We start from the raw sequence: 19,761 nt of genomic DNA, 5'->3' as shown, positions 1-19,761 counted from the left end.
GGCGGGTCATGGTCGGTCCGGTCCGTGGGTTTCGACGAGCCTCGACTGCTCGGCCCGCCGGGCGTCGATCGCGCCGTGGAGCCGACTCTCGTGGATCAGCCCCGCACGATGCCGCGCGGCGAGCACGCCGCGGGCGAGCGCGAGCGAGGTGCCGACCGGCGAGACCGTCGAGTCGGGCTGGTCGTGCCACTCGACAGGAACCTCGACGACGCGCTGGCCGAGCGCGCCCGCGATCGCGACGAGTTCGACGTCCCAGGCGAAGCCCGGTTCGTAGAGGTGTTCGCGGAGTTCGTTCCACGCGGCCCGCGAGACGGCCTTCGCGCCGCACTGGTAGTCGTAGAGGCTCGGCTCGACGAGGCGGCGGGCGAGCCACGCGAACGCGTCGCCCAGCCGCCGTCGGCCGAACGTCCGGTGGTGGCCCATCGGCGAATCCGGATGGCGGCGCGACCCGACCGCGAGGTCGGCCTCGTCCTCCACAACCGGTCGAACCACCGCCGCGAACGAGTCGGCGGGCGTGCTGCCGTCGTCGTCGGCGAACGCGAGCACGTCGGTGTCGAGCGCCTCGAAGCCGGCGGTGATCGCGCGGCCCTTCCCGCGGCGATAGGGAGCCGTGGCGACCGTCGCGGGCGTGTCGGCGAGCGCCGCGACGACCTCCGAGCGCGGGGCATCGAGTTCGACCCGGATCGTCGCCGGCGAGAGCCGCTCGGCTATCCTATCGACGTACTCGACGAGTCGCTCGACGTCGGGCCGGTAGGCCGGCACGACGACCCCGACGGACCGCTGCATGCAGGAGGCACCGACGGCGCGGGTAAAAGGGGTTCGAAACGGGGGACGACCGAATCCCACAAGACGGATATACGCCGGTTCCCCGGTGTCGCTATGGAGTACGGTCCGGTGGCGCTCTGGCTCGTCGTCTTCCTCGGTCTCGGGGTGGTCGCCCTCCCGCTCGCCGTCCGCCTCTTCCGTGGGTTCCCCGACCGCGGGGCGACGCTCTCGATCCCGCTCTCGCTCACGGTCGTCGGCGTCGTGGCCTACTGGGTCGGCCACCTCTCGCTCGACGCGGGCCTCGTCGCCGGCCTCCTCGTCCTCGTCGGTCTCTCCGCACTCTCGCTCCGCGGCCTCGACCGCACCGACTTCGAGCTCCGCCGCTTCGTCGGACCGGTCGTCGTGTTCGCGGGCGCGTTCCTGTTCGTGGTCGCGATCCGGGCCGTCGACCCCGCGGTACACCCGAGCGGCGGCGAGAAGTTCCTCGACTTCGGGCTGCTCAAGTCCCTGCTTCGGACGCAGGCACTCCCGCCGGAGGACTTCTGGTTCGCGGGCGAACCCGTCCAGTACTACTACGGCGGCCACCTGCTGACGGCGCTGCTGATGAAGGTCACGTTCACCCCCGCACGCTACGCCTACAACCTCGCGCTCGCGGGCTTCTTCGGAGCGGTCGTGACGGCGGCCTACGGTCTCGCGGGGGCGGTCGCGGCGGCTCGCGGTCGGTCGGCCCCGGTCGCGGGCGCGCTCGCGGCCTTCTTCGTCGGCTTCGCCAGCAACCTCGAAACCCCCGGCCGTGCCGTGCTGCTCGTCCTGCCCGACGGGCTCGCGCAGGCCGTCGCCGCTCGGCTCGACGTCGAACTCGCCGGGCTCGCGGCGTCGCCCGGCGCGTTCAGCTACTGGGACGCCAGCCGGGTGATCCCGGGCGCGATCAACGAGTTCCCGCTGTTCGCGTGGCTCAACGGCGACCTCCACGCCCACATGCTGAGCACGCCGTTCCTGCTGCTCGCCGCCGCGTGCTGGTTCGCCTACTACCGTACCCCCGAAGCCGCGCTTCGCCGACGTCGGCTCCTCGTCTTCGGTGCCGTGCCCCCAATCGTCGGCCTCCTCACGGTGGTCAACACCTGGAGCTTCCCCACCTCAGTCGGGGTCGGCTGGCTCGCGATGACGTTCGCCGATAGCGATCCCCGAACCCTGGTCCCGCGGGTCGGCGACCGACTCCCCACGGGTGGGTCGCGAGTCGAGCGCGAGGCACTCCGAACCGGTGTCGCGCTCGTCGTCGCGGCCGTCGTCCTCGTCGTCGGCATCGCGTGGTCGTTTCCGTTCTGGCTCGACTCCGCCAGCGGTCGCGCGGTCGCGTTCCTCCCGGACCGCAGCCCGCTCGGCGCGCTCCTCCTCGTCCACGGCGCGTTCCTCGCGCTGTTCGTCCCCTACCTCCTCGACCGCGGGCGACGGCTGCTCGATACGGCCACCACGCAGGCCGTGCTCGTCGGGATCCTCGGGCTGGTCGCGGTGGCGTGGCTCGCCGACGCCGCCGCGCTCGCGCTCCTCGCCCCGCTCCTCGTCGTCGGCTGGTTGGTGCTCGTCCACCGGCACGACACCGGACGGTCCCCGTCGTCGACCGTCACGGACGACCGCCGACCGACGGAGTCCGACGGCGGCGTTCGGACCGATGCCGACCCACTCCCCGCGGTCGGCTTCGAGACGGTGCTGATCGTGGCCGGAGTCGGGGTCCTCCTGCTCGTGGAGTTCGTCTACATCCAGGGCAACGCGGGGCCGGGCCGGCTCAACACCGTCTTCAAGACCTACGCCCAGGTCTGGATGCTGTTCGCGGTCGCGGCGGGCGCGGTCGGTGCGTGGCTCGTCGACGCCCACCGCCCCGACGCGACGGCCGCCCGCGAGGCGCTGACGGGGCGCTGGCGACTCGCGGGCCGCGTTCTGGTCGGCCTCGTCGTCGTCCTGGCGTCGGTCTACGGTGCGTTCGCACTCACGGCTCACTTCACGAGCACCGAGAGCGTCTCGCAGGTCGACGACCCGACGATCGACGCGCTGGCGTTCGTCTCGACCACTCACCCCGAGGAGGCCGACGCGATCGAGTGGCTCGACGCCCGCCCGGGCCAGCCGACCATCGTCTCGGTGCCGTCGTGCTACTGCAACGACGAGGAGGCGCTCACGGACTACCACTGGGTCAACGCGCCGTCGAGCCTCACCGGGGTCCCGACGGTCGTCGGCTGGGACCACGAGGTCGGCTACCGCGGCGAGGCGGCCTACTTCGAGCGGGTCGACGACGTCCGGACCATCTACGAGGGTACCCCCGCCCAACGGGCCCGGCTCCTCGACGAGTACGACGTCCGCTACATCTACGTCGGCCCGAACGAACGCCTCGCCTACGGTGACGTGGACTTCAGCGGCCTCGACGGCGTCAGCGTCGAAAAACGGTGGGACGCGGTGACGATCTACCGCGTGAATCAGGACCAACTCTCGGCCTGAGGTCCCGGTTCGTATCTCCACATCGAAATCTTCAGCTTCACGGTCCGCGGTGGCGCGCGCTCGCGGTCGTGTGCGAACGACAGTGAGCACCGACCGCGAGCACTGTACGAGGGATGAGCACCGCAAGGAGCGATGGGTGGTGTGAACGAAGTGAACACCACCGAACGCGCGAACGGCGAACGAAGTGAGCCGTGAGCCGAGCGATCGAGGAGCGCAGTCGGCTGGGGAGGTATGTGGCTGTCGCGGGGCGGTTGCGGGTGCGGTCTCTCGTTTGCATCAGGACTTGTAATCGGAGCTACGGACCTCGGTCAAGACCACACCTTAGACTGGTCACAGAGAAGACGGGATTCGGGATACAGAGAAGAAGTTTAGAAGAGGTCGCGGTAGATGCGGCCGAAGGCTTGGCGGCGGAGGGTCTCGACCGCAGCGCGCTCTCGGTTGGCGAACGTCGCCGCCGCGACGGTGTCGGCGAACGGCGCGGCGTGCCAGGCCACCCGGTCGACGTTCTCGTTCCCGATGACGTGGGACTCGTAGTCGGGGTGGTCCGCCAGCCAGTCGTCGAACTCCTCGCGGTCCCCGACCCTGACTTCGAGCTCGCTCGCGAACAGCGCGTTCCGGACCCGCTCGACTACCTCGCTCGTCACGCGGTCGTCGTACTCGTCCTTCTCGAACTCCATCGCGGTCGCGGCCTCCCGGACGGCGGTCTGGGCGGTCGGTCCGAGGTCGTCGTAGCGTTCGTGCGCCTGCTCGGCGGTCGCCGGCGAGAACCGTCCCTGGGTGTGCATGGCGGGACTGAACCCCGAGGGAACTACTCGCTTTCGTCGTCGTCGCGGGTCAGCTCCCGAGCCTTCCGGAGCGCCTCGGCCGTCTCGGGGTCGACCTCTCCACCGGGGCCGCGGCCCTCGTCGGGTCCGCGACCGCCCGCCATCGGTGGCTCGTCGTCGAAGAGCTCGCCGGGTCGAGGCTCGTCGTGGTCGTGATGGTCGTGATTGTGGTCGTGGTCATCAGTGGTGTCCTCGAAGACCTGCGGGAACTCGACCTCCTTGGCCTCCGCGAGCACCCGTTCGGCGAGTTCGTCCTCGCCCGCCTCGTCCCAGCCGGGCGTGTGCTCGTCGAGCCAGGCTTCGTGGTCGTCGTCGCCGAGCAACGCGGTGAACGCGAGGTGGTTGGCGAGGTGGTGCGCGTCGGCCTGGGGCGTCTCACAGACCGGACAGGCGTAGCCCATGGGTCGTTAAAGACCTCGGCGAACTTCTACTCCACGCCCGCGGGTCACGCGGGCTCGGTGTCGAGCGGTTCGCCGCACCACTGGCAGAAATCGAGGTCGGTGTCGGTCGTGCGGCCGCAGTGGGGACAGTGGTCCGGGGACTCGTCGCCCGTCGAATCGTCGCCTACGGCACCCTGGATCGTCTCCATCGGTTCGCTTCGCCCCGCGGCCTCCGTGCTCCGCTGGCGGGCGAGGTAGTAGGCGTCGGCGATGTTGAGGATCGTGAGCACGAGGAGCGCGAACGTGGCTTCGATCGGGAGCGCCTGGCTCGCCGCCAGCACCGCCTCGATGCTGAACTCCCCCGACTCGGGGAGCGCCGACGGAGGGAGCGTGATCTGGACCGTGAGAAACACCAGGAGGAACCACGCGAGCGCCCGGAACCACCGCCGGAGATAGAGGTGGCCCAGCCCCGGGTAGATGACCGCGAGCACCGCGGCGAGCCACGGGCGCTTGCCGGCGCGATGACGGCTCATTTCCCCCAATACTCGGCCCGACGGTCTTAACCTTCCGGGTTGGCGACCGATGTCGCGCCCGACGCCGGTCGACCGACGTGGGTTTAGCCCTCGCCGCGGTACGAAGCCCATGACGGAGGCGTGGGTGAGCTTGTTCTCCGGCGGCAAGGACTCCTCGTGGGCGCTCTACCGCGCGCTCGAAACCGACCTGCCGGTCGAGCGGCTCCTGACGGTGCATCCCGACGACGGCTCGTACATGTATCACGTGCCCGAGACGCGGCTCGCGCGGCTCGCGGCCGAGAGTATCGGGATCGAACTCGTCGAGGTCGACCCGGACGAGGCGGGGCGGGGCATCGAGGAGTCCGGTGCGCGCGGCGACGCCGAACTCGAACCCCTCGAACGCGCCCTCCGCGACCTCACCATGGATGGGGACCTCGCGGGGGTCACCGCGGGGGCGGTCGAGAGCGAGTTCCAGACGAGCCGGATCCAGGGGATGTGCGACCGGCTCGGCATCGAGTTGTTCGCCCCGCTCTGGGGGCGCGACCCGCGCGAGCTCGCCGACGCGATGCTCGATGCGGGCTTCGAGATCCGAGTGGTACAGGTCGCGGCCCGTGGCCTCGACGAGTCGTGGCTCGGGCGCGTGCTCGACGAAGAAGCGTTCGACGACCTCCAAGCCCTTCACGAGGAGTACGGGGTCCACGTGCTCGGCGAGGGCGGGGAGTTCGAGACGTTGGTGACCGACGGGCCGCACATGGCGCGTCCGATCGAACTCGACTACGAGACCGAGTGGGACGGGACGCGCGGTCGGCTCCGGGTCACCGACGCGCGGCTCGGGTAGTCGTTCGGATAGTTACTCGTCGTCGAGCATCGACGGTTTGCCGAGCGGCAGCGCGCCGAACAGGGCGTAGTGGATCGCGAACGAGGCGGCGAGCAGGACACCGAGGCCGAATGCGACCTTCGTTTTGCGTGATGCCATATCGCGAGAACGGCCCGTCGGGAAAAGAATCCACCGGATCCCGTTACTCGTCGTTCGGGATCACGGTGTGCTCGCCGACGAGCGCGCCGGTGAGGTCGACCCCGGCGACGTCGACGTGTTTGTCGAGGATCGAGTCGCGAACCGTACAGTCCTCGACGGTGGCCTCGGGGAAGACCACCGAGTGTTCGAGGGTCGAGTTCTTGACGGTGGCACCCGGCATCACGTGGACGCCCGACCCGATCTCGCTGTTCTCGACGGTGGCGTCGGACGCGATGGACGAATCGCCGTCGATCGCCCACGCGACGGTGTCGAGGTAGCTCTCGGGCGTGCCGATGTCGAACCACGCGCCGTCGAAGGTGTAGGCGTAGACGTCGCGCTGGCCCCGGAGCCACTGGACGAACCGGCCCGGCTCGTCCGGGTTGTTGTCGTCCGCGAGGTACTCATCGAGCACGAGCGCGTCGGCGGGGAAGGCGTAGCACGCGATCGAGACCAGCGTGGAGTTGGGGTCCTCGGGTTTCTCCTGGAAGTCCACGACCCGATCGCCGTCGAGTTCGACGAGACCGTAGGACTTGGCGCGTTCGCGCGAGCCGACGTCGTAGGCCGCGATCGTGGGTTCGGTGCGCTCCTCGAAGTCGTCGATGAAGTCGCCGAGCGAGAAGCTGAGGAGGTTGTCGCCCGCGACCACGAGGAGGTCGTCGTCGACGTTCTCGCGGTCGATGAGCTGGGCGAGCGCGCCGACCGCCCCGAATTTCTCGTCCTCGCCCGTGGTGTCCTCGATCGAGAGCGTGGGTTTCTCGAAGCCCCGTTCCTCGACGTGGGCCTCGAACTCCTCGGCGAAGCGCTCGTTGGTCGAGATGTAGACCTCCTCGATCCGCTCGTCGGCTTCGAGCTCCTCGAAGATCCGGTCGATGACGACGGTGTCACCGACGGGGAGGAACATCTTGGGCCGGTGTTTGGTGATCGGCCAGAGTCGGGTCGCATACCCGCCGGCGAGCACGATAGCCTTCATGCGAACTCCGTCTCGGCCGTCGGGTAAGTTCCTTTTCATTCCCGGTCCGAATCACCCGAAAACCGACGGATTGAGATTTGTTTGCAATGGTCGTCTCTGGAGTCGGCAGTCGCCGCGCAGCCGGCGGTGCGGAGCGGTACGGCCGCGACAGCGGTGCGGTTGGCGGCGGTGGCGCGGAGCGGTCCCTGGTGGATGAAGGGCGAGCGCCGTAGGCGCGAGGGCTTCGACGGAGGCGGCGCTATGCGGTTGCGGAGCGGTTAGTGATCCCACCGCGAGTGAGCCGACGGCGAACGAGCGGGCGCGAGGGTGACCGGCGGGAACCCGACGCGCTTTTGATCCACATTTTGCCAGGGAGCGAGCAACGCGAGCGACCGCAGCAAAAGGTGGGAGCGTGGGGATCTAATACCCGCGCTCGATCAGGTACTCCGCGACGCCAGCGAGCAGGCGGCGGGCCTCGTTGTCGGGGAGGACTTCGAGGTGGGACTTCCCGCGGTCGACGAGGTCGCGGCTGAGGGTGCGGGCGTACTCGATGCTGCCCGCGGCGTCGAGTTCGGCGACCGCGGCGTCGACCTCCTCCTCGGTGACCGCCGCGGGCGTCTCGGCCACCACGAGGTCGTCGAGGTCGACGCCGTGCTCGCTGGCGTGGAGCGTGACGGCGGTGCGCTTGCCCTCGACGAGGTCGCTGCCGCGCTGCTTGCCGAGCTGCTCGCTCGGAACAGTGAGATCGAGCACGTCGTCGCGGATCTGGAACGCCCGGCCGATGTCGAGCCCGTACTGGCGGAGCGCCTCGGTCGTCTCGTCGTCCGCGCCGAGCAGGATCGCCGGGATGCGGGCCGCGGCGGCGTAGAGAACGGCCGTCTTCTGCTCGACCATCGTGATGTACTCGTCGGTCGTGACGTCGTCGCGGTGCTCGAAGGCGACGTCGAGCGACTGCCCCTCACAGATCCGGGTACAGGTCCTGGCGAGCTCCGAGAGTGCGCGCACGGTGCGCTCGGGTGGCGCGCCGGTGGCGAGCATGAACTCGAAGGCTTTCGCGTAGAGCGTGTCGCCAGCGAGGATCGCGGTCTCGGTGTCGAACGCGCTGTGGACGGAGGGCACCCCGCGCCGGAGGTCGTCCTCGTCCATGATGTCGTCGTGGATCAGGGTGAAGGACTGGATCGTCTCGATGCTCACCGCGGCCGCCATGAGGTCTATCTCGTCGGGCCCCGACCCGCCGAGCGTCGGGAACGACTGGTAGTCCGCACCGAGCGGTTCGGTGTCGGTGAGCGCCTCGGCCACGAGCAGCGTGACCGCGGGCCGGAGGCGCTTGCCGCCGGCGTCGAGCAGGTGACGCGAGGCGCGGTAGAGGCGCTCGGGCTCGCCTATCGGGAGGTACTCCGAGAGCGACGCGTTGACGCGCTCCCGTCGTGCCGCGACCGCCTCGACGACCGCCGCCCCCGAAGCGCTCATTCGACCAGCGAGATGACGTTGCCGTTGCGCGTCGCGTGGAGGTCCCGACCCATCCGGTAGCCCTGGCTCTCGGCGAGGTCGATGTAGCGCGCGAGGTGTTCGAGGTCGTTGTGGGCCGGGATCACGTGCTGGGGCTGGATGGCGTCGAGCATCGTGTAGTGGCCCTCCTGAGACATGTGGCCCGAAACGTGGACGTCGTCGAAGATGCGTGCGCCCTGCATTCGGAGCAACTGCTCGGATTGGTAGCGCTGGCCCTCGTTCGTCGGCTCGGGAATGACCCGTGCCGAGAAGACCACTTTGTCACCCTCGTCGAGCTGGTAGGGCGTCTCGCCCCGACCCATCCGGGTGAGCATCGCGCGCGGCTCGCCCTGGTGGCCCGTGACGATCGGCAGGAAGTTCTCCTTGCCCTCGTTCATGATCCGCTTGAAGGTCCGGTCGACCGACTGCCGGTGACCGAACATCCCGAGGTCGTCGGGGAAGTCGACGAAGTCGAGGCGTTCGGCAGTCCCCGAATATTTCTCCATCGAGCGACCGAGGAGGACGGGCTGACGGCCGATGTCCTTCGCGAACTCCACGATGGACTTGACCCGCGCGATCTGACTGGAGAAGGTGGTGGCGACGATGCCGCCCTTGTAGTCCTCCATGCTGTAGAGCACGTCACGGACCTCCTCACGAGCGAGCTGCTCGCTCGGGGTTCGGCCCTTGCGGCCGGCGTTGGTGCAGTCCTCGATGTAGCAGAGCACGCCCTCGCCCTCGCGACCGATCTCGCGGAAGCGGTCCATGTCGATCGGGTCGCCGATCACGGGGGTGTGGTCGAGGCGCTTGTCGAGCCCGTAGATGATCGATCCCTCGGGGGTGTGGAGCACGGGGTTGATCGCGTCGATGATCGAGTGGGTGACGTTGACGAACTCGAGATCGAGCCCGTTGCCGATCTCCATCGACTCGCCCGGGTCCATCTTGACGAGGTCGTTGCCGACCCCGAACTTCTCCTCGCTCTCGATCTGCTGTTTGACGAGTTCGATCGTGAACGGCGTCGCCACCACGGGCGCGTCGTAGCGGTGGGCGAGCTTCGAGATGGCCCCGATGTGGTCGAGGTGGCCGTGGGTCGGGACGATGGCCTGGACTTCCCCATCCAGGTCGGACATGACCCGGTCGTCGGGGATCGCGCCCATGTCGATCAGGTCGAGACTGTGCATTCGTTCGGTTTCGACGTTGTCGTGGATCAGGACCTTCGAGAGGTTGAGACCCATGTCGAAGACGACGATGTCGTCGCCCGCCCGAACGGCGGTCATCTGTCGGCCGACCTCTTCGTAGCCGCCGATGGTTGCAATATCGATTTCCATGGTTAGTACTCCAGAGCCGCCCGCGAGCAGGGATGTTCCGCCGGCTGGCGAGGTCACGCGACCCGCCCGGCCGCCCCGATGCTCGGGGCGGTCTCTCGGATGTGCGTTGCTACGGGACGGGGGTGGTATAAACCCCGTGGCTCGCTCCCGGAACGATATGCCCGATTACGTCCGTTCGTCGGCGTCGGTCGCGCGTCCACCCGTCACCCCACCGGCGGTTTCGATGCCGCGCGCCACCCCGTCGGAGATGATCTTGTACTGGATGCCGAACGCCGCCCCGATGATGATCACGTAGCCGAGGATGCCGACGACGATGCCGACCAGCGCGAGGACGCCGCCAGCCGCGCCGACCCCCCCGCTGGCATCCCCGAACCCGCTCCCGCCGACACCGACGAGCGCGAACCCGATCGCAGCGACGATCCCCCCGAGGATCAGGATTCCGACGAAGTACGCGACCACGATGAAACCGTACTTGATGGCGGTAGTAATGTTGACACTTGACATACACCGAACGAAACACCGAGTGAGGGCATAGTTCTTCCTGCTCGATCCGGGTCCCGTGGTCGCTTTCCGGTCGGATCGACTACCCGATTCGCGTCCCTGCGGACTCGCCGTCGAGGAATCGGGGGAGGTCGTCGAGGCCGAACACCCAGGCCGGCGCGTCGAGCCCGAGCAGCGCCTCGACCTTCGCGCTCATTCCCCCGGTGACGTCGGTCGCGTCGCTCCCACCGAGCGCCGCCCGCACGTCCTCGAAGGAGTCGATGCGGTCGATGACCGCCCCGTCGGTGTCGAACACACCCGGCACGCCGGAACAGACGCCCACTCGGTCGGCATCGAGCGCCCTCGCGAGCACGACCACCAGTTCGTCGCCGCTCAGGATCGTCACACCTCGACCCACATGAGTGACCACGTCGGCCTGGACCACGGGGACGAACCCCTCGCCGAGCATCCTTGCGACGACGTCGGTCGCCAGCGAGAGTTCCCCGGAATCGTCGCGCGTGGCCGCCGAGAGGGGGTGGAGCGGGAGCGCCGGGACGCCGCATTCGCGGAGCGCGTCGAGCACCGCGTCGTTGAGCCGTCGCATCGCGTCGTGGACGGCGCGTGCGCCCGTCGCATCGTGACTCCCGGCCGTCGTCGTGATCCCGTGCTCGCTGGCGTGGTGGTGGCCGAAGCTCCCGCCGCCGTGGACCACGACGAGCTCCCCCTCGAACGCCGCCACCGCGTCCGCGGCGCGGTCAAGTGTCTCCGTATCGAGGGTTTCGGGGTTGGACTTGTCCGTGATGACGCTCCCGCCGAGTTTGAGCACCGCCGCTTTCGTCGCGGCTCGACTTTCCGTGTTCGGCTCGCCGGTCATCCGTCCTCCTGCCGGACACCCTCGGTGTCGAGTTCCGCGCGGAACGCCCGTTCGCACTCGGGGGTGTACCCGAGCGCCGTCGGGGTGTCCTCGGTCTCGTCGAGCGCGACGATACAGCCCCCACCCCCGGACCCGGTGAGTTTCGCCCCCCGTGCGCCCGCCTCGCGGGCCGCCCACACCATCGCGTCGAGCGAGCGCGAGGAGACCCCGAGCGCCGAGAGCAGACCGTGGTTGACGTCCATCAGCCGGCCGAGTTCGTCGACGTCGCCCGCGTCGAGTGCGCGCTCGCCGCGGCGCACGAGGTCGCCGATCGCCCCCACCGTGTCGGCCGCGAAGTCGTACTCCTCGCGGAGCGCCCGTACGCCCGCGACGAGTTCGCCGGTGTTGCCGGTGCCGCCGTCGTAGCCGACCACGAACGGGAGGTTCGGTGCGTCGATGGTCTCACAGTCGTCGCCCTCGACCTTCGCCGCGCCGCCGGTCGCCGAGCAGAACGTGTCGGCGCGCGAGGCTTCCCCGTCTTGAACCTCGTGTTCGACCCTGTAGGCGTGGTTCGCCACCTCCTTCGAACTGAGCTCGACACCGAGTTCGCGTGCCGTGGCGTCGATCCCCGCCACCACGACCGCCGCCGACGAGCCGAGACCGGCCCCCAGCGGGAGGTCGCTCTCGACGGTGACGTCGAGACCCACTTCGGGCTGGTCGGCGAGGTCGCGGGCACGGTCGATCGCGCCGTCGATGTAGCGCATCCCGAGGTCGAGCACCGACTGGTCGGTGGCCACGGTCGGTCGGTCGTCGGCCGGCCCCGCGTACTCGACGCTGAAGCCGTTGAGGTAGAGGTCGTGGGCGTGGACCCGGACCCGACTATCCGAGCGCCGGGTGGCTTCGACCCGTGCCCGGCGCTCGATCGCACACGGCACCGCGGGCTCGCCGTAGACCACCGCGTGTTCGCCGAAGAGATAGACCTTGCCGGGGGCGCTTGAGACCGCCATGCGCCCTCTCCGTCGGCCGGCGTATCAGTGTTTGTGGATCCGCTCGGTCGGCGACCGATCCGAACTATAGCAAAGCCTAATAGTTGAAGCGAACTGAGTTAATACATGACCGTTGTCAGCGTCTCGATGCCGGAAGAACTCCTCGAACGGATCGACACCTTCGCCGACGACCACGGCTACACCGGGCGAAGCGAGGTCATCAGGGAGGCGGGGCGCAACCTCCTCGGGGAGTTCGAGGACGCTCGGCTCGAGGACCGCGAGCTCATGGCGGTCGTCACGGTTTTGTTCGACTACGAGACCACCAGCGTCGAGGAGCGGATGATGCACCTCCGCCACGAACACGACGACCTGGTGGCTTCGAACTTCCACAGTCACGTCGGTAACCACTACTGCATGGAAATCTTCATCCTCGACGGCGACCTCGAGGACATCTCGACCTTCGTCGGGAAGATCCGCGCGACCCAGGACACGGTCTCGGTGGATTATTCGGTCATGCCGGTCGAGGACTTCGCCCGAACCCTCGGTTGAACGGCGCTCGATGCTCCTCGTTCACACCACCATTCCCGTCGATCCGGATCGCCGCGAGGAGGCGCTCGACGTGATCCGGGACCTCACCGAGCGCTCGCGAAACGAGCCCGGAACGGTTACCTACCGCGCGATGACCGATGTCGTTGACCCGAACTTGATCCGATTCTTCGAGCTGTACGAGGACCAGGATGCGGCCGAGGCACAGTCGGCGACGGATTCGTACGAGCAGTTCGAAGCGATGTTGCCGGAACTCGTCGACGGCGAGGTAGAAACGATGCAGGTCAAATTCGAAGGTCCGCCGGAAACGGTCCGCTTCGGGGTCGACGAACTGCAGTGAAATCGTTTCGGTAATTTTCTGTGGCGCTGCTGTGGTTTCCGCCCGGCGAAGCAGTGAAGTACTTCTAATCGCTCCGCTTACTAATGGTCAACCCACACGACGACCCGATAAAGCTGCGGTCGTCGCGTTACGAGGTGTGGCGCGAACGGTTCGTGGCGGAGCGCGACCGGATACTCGATGCCGTGGCTATCAATGACATCGAAAAGGATATCCTGCGGATCGAGCACGTCGGTTCAACGGCCGTTCCCGACTTTCCCGCAAAGGACATCGTCGACTTGGACATCGTCGTTGCTGACGACGCCGTCTCAGCTATCGCACGCACACTCGAAACTGAACTAGGTGGAACTCGGCACGAAAACACGAGTACGTGGCACCCGATCTTTCGCTCGCACGATGGTCAACGGTACAACGACCACGTGTTCGCCGTCTCCGGCAACAAATGGAAGACGAGTGTCGTGACCCGTGAGGTGCTGTGCGCCCATCGGGAGATCCGTGCTGAATACGCACGATTGAAACGAGAGCTCGCCACCGACCACGACGATCTGGCGGCCTACTCACGAGGCAAGACGGCCTTTATCGAACGCGTTCTCCGGGTCGGCCGGGAAGACGACGACTTGGAGTTCGATTTCGTCGTTCCCACTGTCGAGTAGCGGAGCAAAAGCAGTGGTGGAAACTTCCTCAGGAAGCGAAGTGCCGACTCAGATGCCTTCTTCGAAGTCGTCGAGCGCGTAGGTCGGCTCGCCGTCGGGCGAGCGGTCGAGCGTCTCGTTCGCGAGCAGCCAGTAGACAACCGAGAGCGCGCGACGACCTTTGTTGTTCGTCGGCACCACGAGGTCGACGTTGCTTACGGAGTTGTTCGAGTCACACATCGCGATCACGGGGATCCCGACGGTGACGGCCTCGGTGACGGCCTGGGAGTCACCGATCGGGTCGGTGACGACGAGGACGTCGGGTTCGATGTAGCCGTCGTAGTCGGGGTTCGTGAGCGTGCCCGGGATGAACCGACCCGTTCGCGCACGTGCGCCGATGGCGTCGGCGAACTTCTCGGCCGGGAACCGACCGTACTGGCGCGAGGACGCGACGAGCACGTTCTCGGGGTCGTAGTTCGAGAGGAAGTTCGCGGCGGTCCGAACCCGCTCGTCGGTGCGGCCGACGTCGAGGACGTAGAGGCCGTCCGTTCGGACGCGGTGGATGAACCGCTCCATGTCCTTGGTCTTCTGCTGGGTGCCGATGTGGACACCGGCTCCCAGGTAGTCCTCGACCGGGATCAGGAGGTCGGCCTCGTCGTCCGCCATGACGTCCTCGTCGAACGTCGGGCCGGTGTCTTCGGCCTCCTCGGTCTCGGCTGGCTGGTCGTCGGTCGATACGTCCGTGTCTGTGGGGTTCTCGGCGGGGTTCGCGCCGGCTTCGCCGGTCGGCTCCGCCTCGATGTCGCGTTCCGCCGCGTCGAGCCCCTCTTCGTTTTCGCTCATGCGGTTTCCTCGATTCTGATGAGTTCGTTCAACTTGGCTGTTCGCTCGCCGCCGACCGCGCCCGTCTTCACGAACGGGGCGTCGGTCGCCACGGCGAGGTGTGCGATCGTGGTGTCCTCGGTCTCGCCCGACCGGTGGGAGATAACGGGCGCGAGCCCGTTCTCCACACCGAGTTCGACCGCGTCGAACGCGTCCGAGAGCGTGCCGATCTGGTTGGGTTTCACCAGAATGGCGTTCGCCGCGGCCTCGTCGATGCCGCGCGCGAGGCGCTCGGTGTTGGTGACGAACAGGTCGTCGCCACAGACGAGCGTCTCCGAGCCCACCTGCGCGGTGAGGTCGGCGAACCCAGCGAAGTCCTCCTCGTCGAGCGGGTCCTCGACGTAGACGAGGTCGTACTCGTCCACGAGGTCCGCGACGTACTCGACCTGTTCCCCGGTGGTTCGTTCGGTGTCGCCGTAGCGATAGACCTCGTCGTCGGGGTCGTAGAGCTCGGCCGCGGCCACGTCGAGCCCGAAGCCGACCTCGAAGCCGACCTCGTCGGCCACCGTGTCGGTGGCCTCGGCGACGACCTCGAAGGCCTCCTCGTCGTCGATCGCGGGTGCCCACGCGCCCTCGTCGCCCTTCGCCGCCGGGATCCCGCGGTCGTCGAGGATCGAACTGACCTCGCCGTGGACCCGCGCGTTCGCGAACACCGCGTCGGTGACGCTCGGCGCACCCACGGGTGCGGACAGGAACTCCTGGATGTGGGTCGCTTCCTTCGCGTGTTCGCCCCCGCCGACCACGTTGCCGAGCGGCGTCGGGAACGAGTTGCCGCGGAAGGCCCCACCGAGATGCTGATAGAGCGGTGCGCCGAGGGTGTCGGCGGCGGCCTTCGCGCTCGCCATCGAGACCGCGACGGCGCTGTTCGCGCCGATCGTCCCGAAGTCGTCGGTGCCGTCGGCGGCCCGAAGCGCGGCGTCCACCGAGCGCTGGTCGCCGGCGTAGACCTGCCCCTCGATCCGCGGGACGGCGTGTTCGCGCGCCGCCGCGATTGCCTCGTCGGCGGGGAGCGACACGGCCTCGTGGGCCCCCGTACTCGCGCCGCTCGGGGCGGCCCCCCGACCGAACCCACCCGACTCCGTCGAGACCTCGGCCTCGACCGTGGGGTTCCCACGCGAGTCGAGGATCCGCCGGAGCCGGACCTCGGTGATGAGCGTCACTGCTCGCCCCGCCAGACGGTGAACGGCAACACGTCGGCGTCGTACTCCTCGGCGGCGATCAGTATCGGCTCGGTGCTCTCGGTCTGGACCAGCACCGGCGCGCCGTAGGCGATCTGGAGCGCACGTGCGCCGATGATCCGGGCCTTCTCGTATCGGTTGTAGCGTTGGTTCGCCATCGACATCACTGGTAGGGAGCCACGATGTCCACGAGGTCGGTGTGCGAGACGAGCATCCGCCGACAGCAGTGGCGTTTCACACCGAGGTCGTCGAGCACGTCACCGGGGTCCTCGCCGTCCTCGATCCGCGACTCGAACGCCTCCCAGTGTTCGCCGACGACGCTCCCGCAGGTGAAACACCGCACCGGAACCATCATCGTCGTCGTCCCCCTGTGCTCGTGTTCATGTTATCGGTAGGATTTCTGGTAGCGCGCGCGTGCGCCGGGACCGCCCCACTTCTTCGACTCGGACTGGCGGACGTCGTTCACCAGCAGCGACCGGTCGAACTCCATGTAGGCGTCGCGGAGCTCGGCGTCGTTGGTGTGCTGGACCAGCCCGCGGGCGATCGCGGTCCGGACCGCGTCGGCCTGGCCGACCGTCCCGCCGCCCGAGACGTCGACCGAGATGTCGACCTCCTCGCGCTGCTCCTCGGCGAGCCGGAACGGTTCGAGCATCTTCAGCCGCGCGAGCTCGGGTTCGGCGAGCTCGACGGGTGCCGAGTTGACTCTGACGCGACCCTCCCCGTCGGAGATCGTCGCGCGGGCGATGGCGGTCTTCTTCTTGCCTGAGGTGTTGGTTACCATTGATGTATCACCACGTGACGTTCGCGCCGAGGTTCTTGCTGACGTCGCCGAGCTGGACGAACTTGATGTTCGAGAGCCGGTCGAGCGAGGTGTCGTCGAGCACCTCGCTCCCCTCGAACGGGTTGCCGACGTAGACGCGGACGTTCTCGAAGGCCTCGCGACCGCGCGGCCGCTTGTACGGCAGCATGCCGCGGATCGAGCGCTTCATGATCCGGTCCGGCCGCTTGGGGTAGCGCGGTCCCTGGTCGGAGCCGAGCCCCGCGCGGGTCTCGAAGACCTCCATCACGTCGTCGTCGCTGCCGGTGATGACGGCCTCCTCCGCGTTCACGACGGCGATACGTTCGCCGTCGAGTGCGCGTTCGGCCACCTGACTGGCCACCCGCCCGAGGATGCAGTCCCGGGCGTCGACCACGATGTCGGGTTCGAATTCTGCACTATTCATCGGATCACCCGCACGTTCGAGCCCTCGGGGTTCGATTCGATCGCGTCTTCGAGCGCGACGTGCTCTCCCACCTGATCGATCTTGGTCTCGGCCGTCCCCGAGAAGTCAACCGCCGCGACGGTGACTGGCTTCTGGAGGACGCCGCTCCCGAGCACCTTCCCCGGGACGACGACCGTCTCGTCTTCTTTCGCGTAGCGTTCGATCCGCCCGAGGTTGACCTCGGCGTGGGTCCGCCGGGGTTTCTCGAGGCGGTCGGCCACGGCCTGCCAGACGGGACTCTCCGTCTCGCGCGCGACCGACTCCAGTTCGTCGATGAGACTCGTGAGCCTCGGATTGGTCTTGCTCATACTATCACTCCGAAAAGAGCATGCAGGGAGCAGGATTCGAACCTGCGAACTCCTACGAGACAGCGCCCTGAACGCTGCGCCGTTGACCTGACTTGGCTATCCCTGCACGCGAAACCGTCTTTCTCCTGTCCCCACAAACCAGTTTCGGTCGTCGCGAACGCGGGGCTCGTCGACCCTCGCGCCACCGCGTTCGACCGGGACCGGTTCGTGGGGCGATACATTACAGCTGAACCGCCTCGCGGAGTTCGTTCGCGCGGTCGCCGAGCGAGTCGACGGCCGCGAGCACCAGCTCCTCGACGCTCATCGACCCGTCGGTTTCGACGTGGAAGACGAACGCGTTCGGGACATCGGTCACCTCGAGCTCCTTGCCCGGGTACCGGTTCGTGAGGTCGCTACCGAACTCCTCGGTCGGGACCAGCTCGCCGTCGTCCTCGATCACGCCGCGGAGGATGTTCGGCTCCTCGTCGGCGAACTCGTCGGCGTCGCCGGCCACCTCGACGTGCTGGAGGTGGCGGTAGCCGACGGCCACGCCGCCCTGGTGTTTGGCGTGGCTCTTCCCGCTATCGAGCACGGCTTCGGCCTCGACTTCGAGGCGCTGGTCCTCCTTCAGGTCGATGATCGGGACGTTCTGCTCGGCGGGTTCGACCATCGAGTCCGCGCTCTGGAGGTCGCCCGAGTAGGCGGTGTCGGGCCCCGAGACGTCGAGCCCCAGGGTCACGCTCTCGCCGACCTCGAACTCGTGGGGCGGGGCCGAGAGGGGCACCATCCCGAGCCGATGGCCGATCTGCTCGTCGAACATCACCGACGAGTTCTCGATCACTCTCACCGTGTCGATCGAGAGCGTCGGCACGTCCGCCACCATCGCCCGCCGGATCCCGTTGGCGAACGCCGGCGTGATCCCGCGAACGAGAAAGCGCGCCTCGCGCTCGTCGACGTCGATGAACTCGACCTCGTAGTCGGTGGTGCTCATTGGTTAGAACCCGCTGGATTTGGGTGCGCGTGTGCCGTCGTGTGGGATCGGCGTGACGTCCTCGATCCGGCCGATCTCGAGCCCGGCGCGGGCGAGCGCGCGGACGGTGGCCTGTGCGCCCGGCCCGGGGCTCTTCTGGAGGTTGCCGCCGGGACCGCGAAGCTTGACGTGGACGCCCTCGATACCCTGGGCGAGCACTTCCTCCGCGACGGTCTCGGCCATCTGCATTGCCGCGTATGGCGAGGCTTCGTCGCGGTTCTGTTTCACCACCGTGCCACCGCTCGACTTCGCGAGGGTCTCGGCCCCCGTGAGGTCCGTAACGGAGATGATGGTGTTGTTGAACGAGGCGTGAACGTGGGCGACGGCCCAGCGGTCCTCGTTGCCCTCGTTGGCGCTCATTCCTGCCCCTCCGCACGTTCGGGATGCAGTTCGTCCGCGAGCGAACTCCCCTCGTCGAAGGCGACCCGGTCCTCCTCGGTGGTCGAGACCTTCCGGGAGGGAGCCGTCACGCGGCTGTCGCCGATCACGATGTGACCGTGGGAGACGAACTGACGTGCCTGCTTCGGCGTGTTCGCCAGGCCGTTGCGGTAGACGACGGTCTGGAGCCGGCGTTCGAGCACGTCGGTGGTGTCGAGGCTCAGGACGGCGTCGATCGAGTCGGTCTCGTTGAGGATGCCGAGGCGGCGGAGCCGGTTCAGGAACGGCTCGCCCTCGCGCTCGGCCTCCTCGGGGTCGCCCTGTGCGTTCCCGAGCAGCCGTCGGGCCTCGCGACGGAAGTCACGAAGCTCGGACTCGGCTCGCCAGAGCTCCTCCTTGTTCTTCAGGCCGTAGCGACCCATCAGCCCGGACTCCTCGGCGATGCGCTCGCCCTGGAACGGGTGGTTCGGGGTCTCGTAGCCCTTGGTGTTGGTGCCAAGCGCCATCTACCCTTCCTCCTCTTCCATCTCTTCCTGGAGGGCCTCGACGTTCACGCCGATGGTACCCTCCGAGCGGCCGGTGGACTTGGTGCGCTGGCCGCGAACCTTCTGTCCGCGGTTGTGGCGCACGCCTTTGTAGGAACTGATCATCTGCATTCGGTTGATGTCCTGCTGTCGCGTCAGCGAGAGGTCGTTGCCGACCTCGTGGGCCGCCTCGCCCGAGAAGTAGTCCTTCGGGCGGTTGACGAGCCACTGCGGCACCTCGTCGGCGAGTCCCTCGACGCCCTCGATGATGGCGTCGACGGCGTCGTCGTCGAGGCGACCGAGGGTCGCCGTCTTGTCGACCTCCGCCTGCTCCGCGATGATGCGAGCGGTTCGCCTGCCGACACCGTTCATGCCGGTCAGCGCCCGCTCGACGCTTTTCGTGCCGTCGAGGTCGGTCTGGCCGATCCGGACGAAGTAGCGGATGTCCTCCTCCTCTTCGTCCTCGGCCGGTGTGTCTGGGTCTTCTGCACTCATGCGTTGATCCGTGATGCGTCGTGGCGGGGATTCGAACCCCGGAGGCTGTGCGCCACAGAGTTAGCAACCCTGCGCCTTGGGCCAGGCTTGGCTACCACGACACTCGTGTGGTTGTATTGTCGCCCTCCCGGACTCGGGGCCGGTCC

Annotated in this window: 27 protein-coding genes and 2 tRNA genes; 5 read left to right on the top strand and 24 right to left on the bottom strand. The window is 67.9% G+C overall.

The window, feature by feature from the left end; all coding sequences use genetic code 11:
- Window positions 1-6 precede the first annotated feature (6 nt).
- Window positions 7-786 (bottom strand): glycosyltransferase, encoded by a 780-nt coding sequence (locus GT355_RS12485; protein ID WP_160134924.1) that lies wholly within the window; start codon window positions 784-786, stop codon window positions 7-9.
- Window positions 787-879: 93 nt separating this feature from the next.
- Here GT355_RS12485 and GT355_RS12480 point away from each other — a divergent pair, with 93 nt between their 5' ends.
- A complete protein-coding gene (locus tag GT355_RS12480) occupies window positions 880-3,252 on the top strand; it encodes a DUF2298 domain-containing protein (RefSeq protein ID WP_160134923.1) in 2,373 nt (790 codons plus the stop codon).
- Between the two features lie 368 nt (window positions 3,253-3,620).
- Here GT355_RS12480 and GT355_RS12475 read toward each other — a convergent pair whose 3' ends face one another.
- The 3 genes from GT355_RS12475 to GT355_RS12465 are packed head-to-tail and all read right to left on the bottom strand — an operon-like array spanning window position 3,621 to window position 4,989.
- Window positions 3,621-4,037 carry a DUF5809 family protein gene (locus GT355_RS12475; protein ID WP_160134922.1) on the bottom strand — a complete coding sequence of 139 codons (417 nt, stop codon included), beginning with the start codon at window positions 4,035-4,037 and terminating at the stop codon, window positions 3,621-3,623.
- A gap of 23 nt (window positions 4,038-4,060) precedes the next feature.
- On the bottom strand, window positions 4,061-4,477 hold the full coding sequence (locus GT355_RS12470) for a DUF5810 domain-containing protein (RefSeq protein ID WP_160134921.1): 417 nt from the start codon (window positions 4,475-4,477) through the stop codon (window positions 4,061-4,063).
- 44 nt (window positions 4,478-4,521) lie between these two features.
- Entirely contained in the window at window positions 4,522-4,989 is a 468-nt protein-coding gene (locus GT355_RS12465) for a zinc ribbon domain-containing protein (protein ID WP_160134920.1), read from the bottom strand.
- Window positions 4,990-5,098: 109 nt separating this feature from the next.
- Between GT355_RS12465 and GT355_RS12460 the strand changes: the two genes are divergently transcribed.
- The gene (locus tag GT355_RS12460; protein WP_160134919.1) at window positions 5,099-5,806 is read left to right on the top strand and encodes a diphthine--ammonia ligase; all 708 of its coding nucleotides are present in this window, start codon (window positions 5,099-5,101) and stop codon (window positions 5,804-5,806) included.
- A gap of 12 nt (window positions 5,807-5,818) precedes the next feature.
- On the opposite strand, the gene GT355_RS18480 is transcribed toward GT355_RS12460, so the two are convergent.
- From GT355_RS18480 to mvk, 7 genes are all read right to left on the bottom strand, one after another.
- Window positions 5,819-5,944 carry a hypothetical protein gene (locus GT355_RS18480; RefSeq protein WP_275690153.1) on the bottom strand — a complete coding sequence of 42 codons (126 nt, stop codon included), beginning with the start codon at window positions 5,942-5,944 and terminating at the stop codon, window positions 5,819-5,821.
- Between the two features lie 43 nt (window positions 5,945-5,987).
- Window positions 5,988-6,953 carry a nucleotidyltransferase family protein gene (locus tag GT355_RS12455; RefSeq protein WP_160134918.1) on the bottom strand — a complete coding sequence of 322 codons (966 nt, stop codon included), beginning with the start codon at window positions 6,951-6,953 and terminating at the stop codon, window positions 5,988-5,990.
- A 399-nt stretch (window positions 6,954-7,352) separates the two neighbouring features.
- Window positions 7,353-8,402 (bottom strand): geranylfarnesyl diphosphate synthase, encoded by a 1,050-nt coding sequence (idsA3, locus tag GT355_RS12450; RefSeq protein ID WP_160134917.1) that lies wholly within the window; start codon window positions 8,400-8,402, stop codon window positions 7,353-7,355.
- Window positions 8,399-9,745, bottom strand: a complete 1,347-nt coding sequence (locus GT355_RS12445) for an RNase J family beta-CASP ribonuclease (RefSeq protein ID WP_160134916.1) — start codon at window positions 9,743-9,745, stop codon at window positions 8,399-8,401. The genes idsA3 and GT355_RS12445 overlap by 4 nt, the downstream gene beginning before the upstream one ends.
- 165 nt (window positions 9,746-9,910) lie before the next feature.
- Entirely contained in the window at window positions 9,911-10,249 is a 339-nt protein-coding gene (locus tag GT355_RS12440) for a hypothetical protein (protein ID WP_160134915.1), read from the bottom strand.
- A 79-nt stretch (window positions 10,250-10,328) separates the two neighbouring features.
- A complete protein-coding gene (locus GT355_RS12435) occupies window positions 10,329-11,099 on the bottom strand; it encodes an isopentenyl phosphate kinase (RefSeq protein ID WP_160134914.1) in 771 nt (256 codons plus the stop codon).
- Complete coding sequence (mvk, locus tag GT355_RS12430; protein ID WP_160134913.1) at window positions 11,096-12,085, bottom strand: mevalonate kinase; 990 nt, start codon at window positions 12,083-12,085, stop codon at window positions 11,096-11,098. Before mvk ends, GT355_RS12435 begins: the two co-directional genes overlap by 4 nt.
- 105 nt (window positions 12,086-12,190) lie before the next feature.
- Between mvk and nikR the strand changes: the two genes are divergently transcribed.
- The 3 genes from nikR (at window position 12,191) to GT355_RS12415 (ending at window position 13,600) form a co-directional block, all read left to right on the top strand.
- Window positions 12,191-12,613 (top strand): nickel-responsive transcriptional regulator NikR, encoded by a 423-nt coding sequence (nikR, locus tag GT355_RS12425; RefSeq protein WP_120073472.1) that lies wholly within the window; start codon window positions 12,191-12,193, stop codon window positions 12,611-12,613.
- A 10-nt stretch (window positions 12,614-12,623) separates the two neighbouring features.
- Entirely contained in the window at window positions 12,624-12,950 is a 327-nt protein-coding gene (locus GT355_RS12420) for a putative quinol monooxygenase (RefSeq protein WP_160134912.1), read from the top strand.
- 83 nt (window positions 12,951-13,033) lie between these two features.
- Window positions 13,034-13,600: a GrpB family protein gene (locus tag GT355_RS12415; protein ID WP_160134911.1), complete on the top strand. Its 567-nt coding sequence runs from the start codon at window positions 13,034-13,036 to the stop codon at window positions 13,598-13,600.
- 48 nt (window positions 13,601-13,648) lie between these two features.
- On the opposite strand, the gene rpsB is transcribed toward GT355_RS12415, so the two are convergent.
- The 13 genes from rpsB to GT355_RS12350 form a co-directional block, all read right to left on the bottom strand.
- Window positions 13,649-14,422 (bottom strand): 30S ribosomal protein S2, encoded by a 774-nt coding sequence (rpsB, locus tag GT355_RS12410; protein ID WP_120073478.1) that lies wholly within the window; start codon window positions 14,420-14,422, stop codon window positions 13,649-13,651.
- A complete protein-coding gene (eno, locus tag GT355_RS12405; RefSeq protein ID WP_160134910.1) occupies window positions 14,419-15,621 on the bottom strand; it encodes a phosphopyruvate hydratase in 1,203 nt (400 codons plus the stop codon). Before eno ends, rpsB begins: the two co-directional genes overlap by 4 nt.
- Window positions 15,618-15,797, bottom strand: a complete 180-nt coding sequence (locus GT355_RS12400; protein WP_192928013.1) for a DNA-directed RNA polymerase subunit K — start codon at window positions 15,795-15,797, stop codon at window positions 15,618-15,620. Before GT355_RS12400 ends, eno begins: the two co-directional genes overlap by 4 nt.
- Window positions 15,798-15,802: 5 nt before the next feature.
- Complete coding sequence (locus GT355_RS12395) at window positions 15,803-15,994, bottom strand: DNA-directed RNA polymerase subunit N (protein ID WP_007695325.1); 192 nt, start codon at window positions 15,992-15,994, stop codon at window positions 15,803-15,805.
- Window positions 15,995-16,024: 30 nt separating this feature from the next.
- Entirely contained in the window at window positions 16,025-16,420 is a 396-nt protein-coding gene (locus tag GT355_RS12390; RefSeq protein ID WP_007695323.1) for a 30S ribosomal protein S9, read from the bottom strand.
- Window positions 16,421-16,427: 7 nt separating this feature from the next.
- Window positions 16,428-16,862 (bottom strand): 50S ribosomal protein L13, encoded by a 435-nt coding sequence (locus GT355_RS12385; protein ID WP_160134909.1) that lies wholly within the window; start codon window positions 16,860-16,862, stop codon window positions 16,428-16,430.
- Window positions 16,859-17,209 (bottom strand): 50S ribosomal protein L18e, encoded by a 351-nt coding sequence (locus GT355_RS12380; protein ID WP_007695319.1) that lies wholly within the window; start codon window positions 17,207-17,209, stop codon window positions 16,859-16,861. Before GT355_RS12380 ends, GT355_RS12385 begins: the two co-directional genes overlap by 4 nt.
- Window positions 17,210-17,230: 21 nt before the next feature.
- A tRNA-Leu gene (locus tag GT355_RS12375) sits at window positions 17,231-17,315 on the bottom strand.
- 114 nt (window positions 17,316-17,429) lie between these two features.
- Window positions 17,430-18,179, bottom strand: coding sequence for a DNA-directed RNA polymerase subunit D (locus GT355_RS12370; protein WP_160134908.1), 750 nt, complete (start codon window positions 18,177-18,179; stop codon window positions 17,430-17,432).
- Window positions 18,180-18,182: 3 nt separating this feature from the next.
- Entirely contained in the window at window positions 18,183-18,578 is a 396-nt protein-coding gene (locus GT355_RS12365; protein WP_007695315.1) for a 30S ribosomal protein S11, read from the bottom strand.
- Window positions 18,575-19,102 carry a 30S ribosomal protein S4 gene (locus GT355_RS12360; RefSeq protein ID WP_120073487.1) on the bottom strand — a complete coding sequence of 176 codons (528 nt, stop codon included), beginning with the start codon at window positions 19,100-19,102 and terminating at the stop codon, window positions 18,575-18,577. The genes GT355_RS12365 and GT355_RS12360 overlap by 4 nt, the downstream gene beginning before the upstream one ends.
- Window positions 19,103-19,615: a 30S ribosomal protein S13 gene (locus tag GT355_RS12355; protein WP_120073488.1), complete on the bottom strand. Its 513-nt coding sequence runs from the start codon at window positions 19,613-19,615 to the stop codon at window positions 19,103-19,105. It lies immediately after the preceding gene.
- Window positions 19,616-19,631: 16 nt separating this feature from the next.
- Window positions 19,632-19,716 (bottom strand) — tRNA-Ser (locus GT355_RS12350).
- Window positions 19,717-19,761: the final 45 nt, after the last annotated feature.

Source organism: Halococcus salsus (assembly GCF_009900715.1).
Taxonomy (GTDB): Archaea; Halobacteriota; Halobacteria; order Halobacteriales; family Halococcaceae; genus Halococcus; species Halococcus salsus.
The sequence above is the reverse complement of the archived record's forward strand: the minus strand, read 5'-3'. Positions and strand labels throughout refer to the sequence as shown.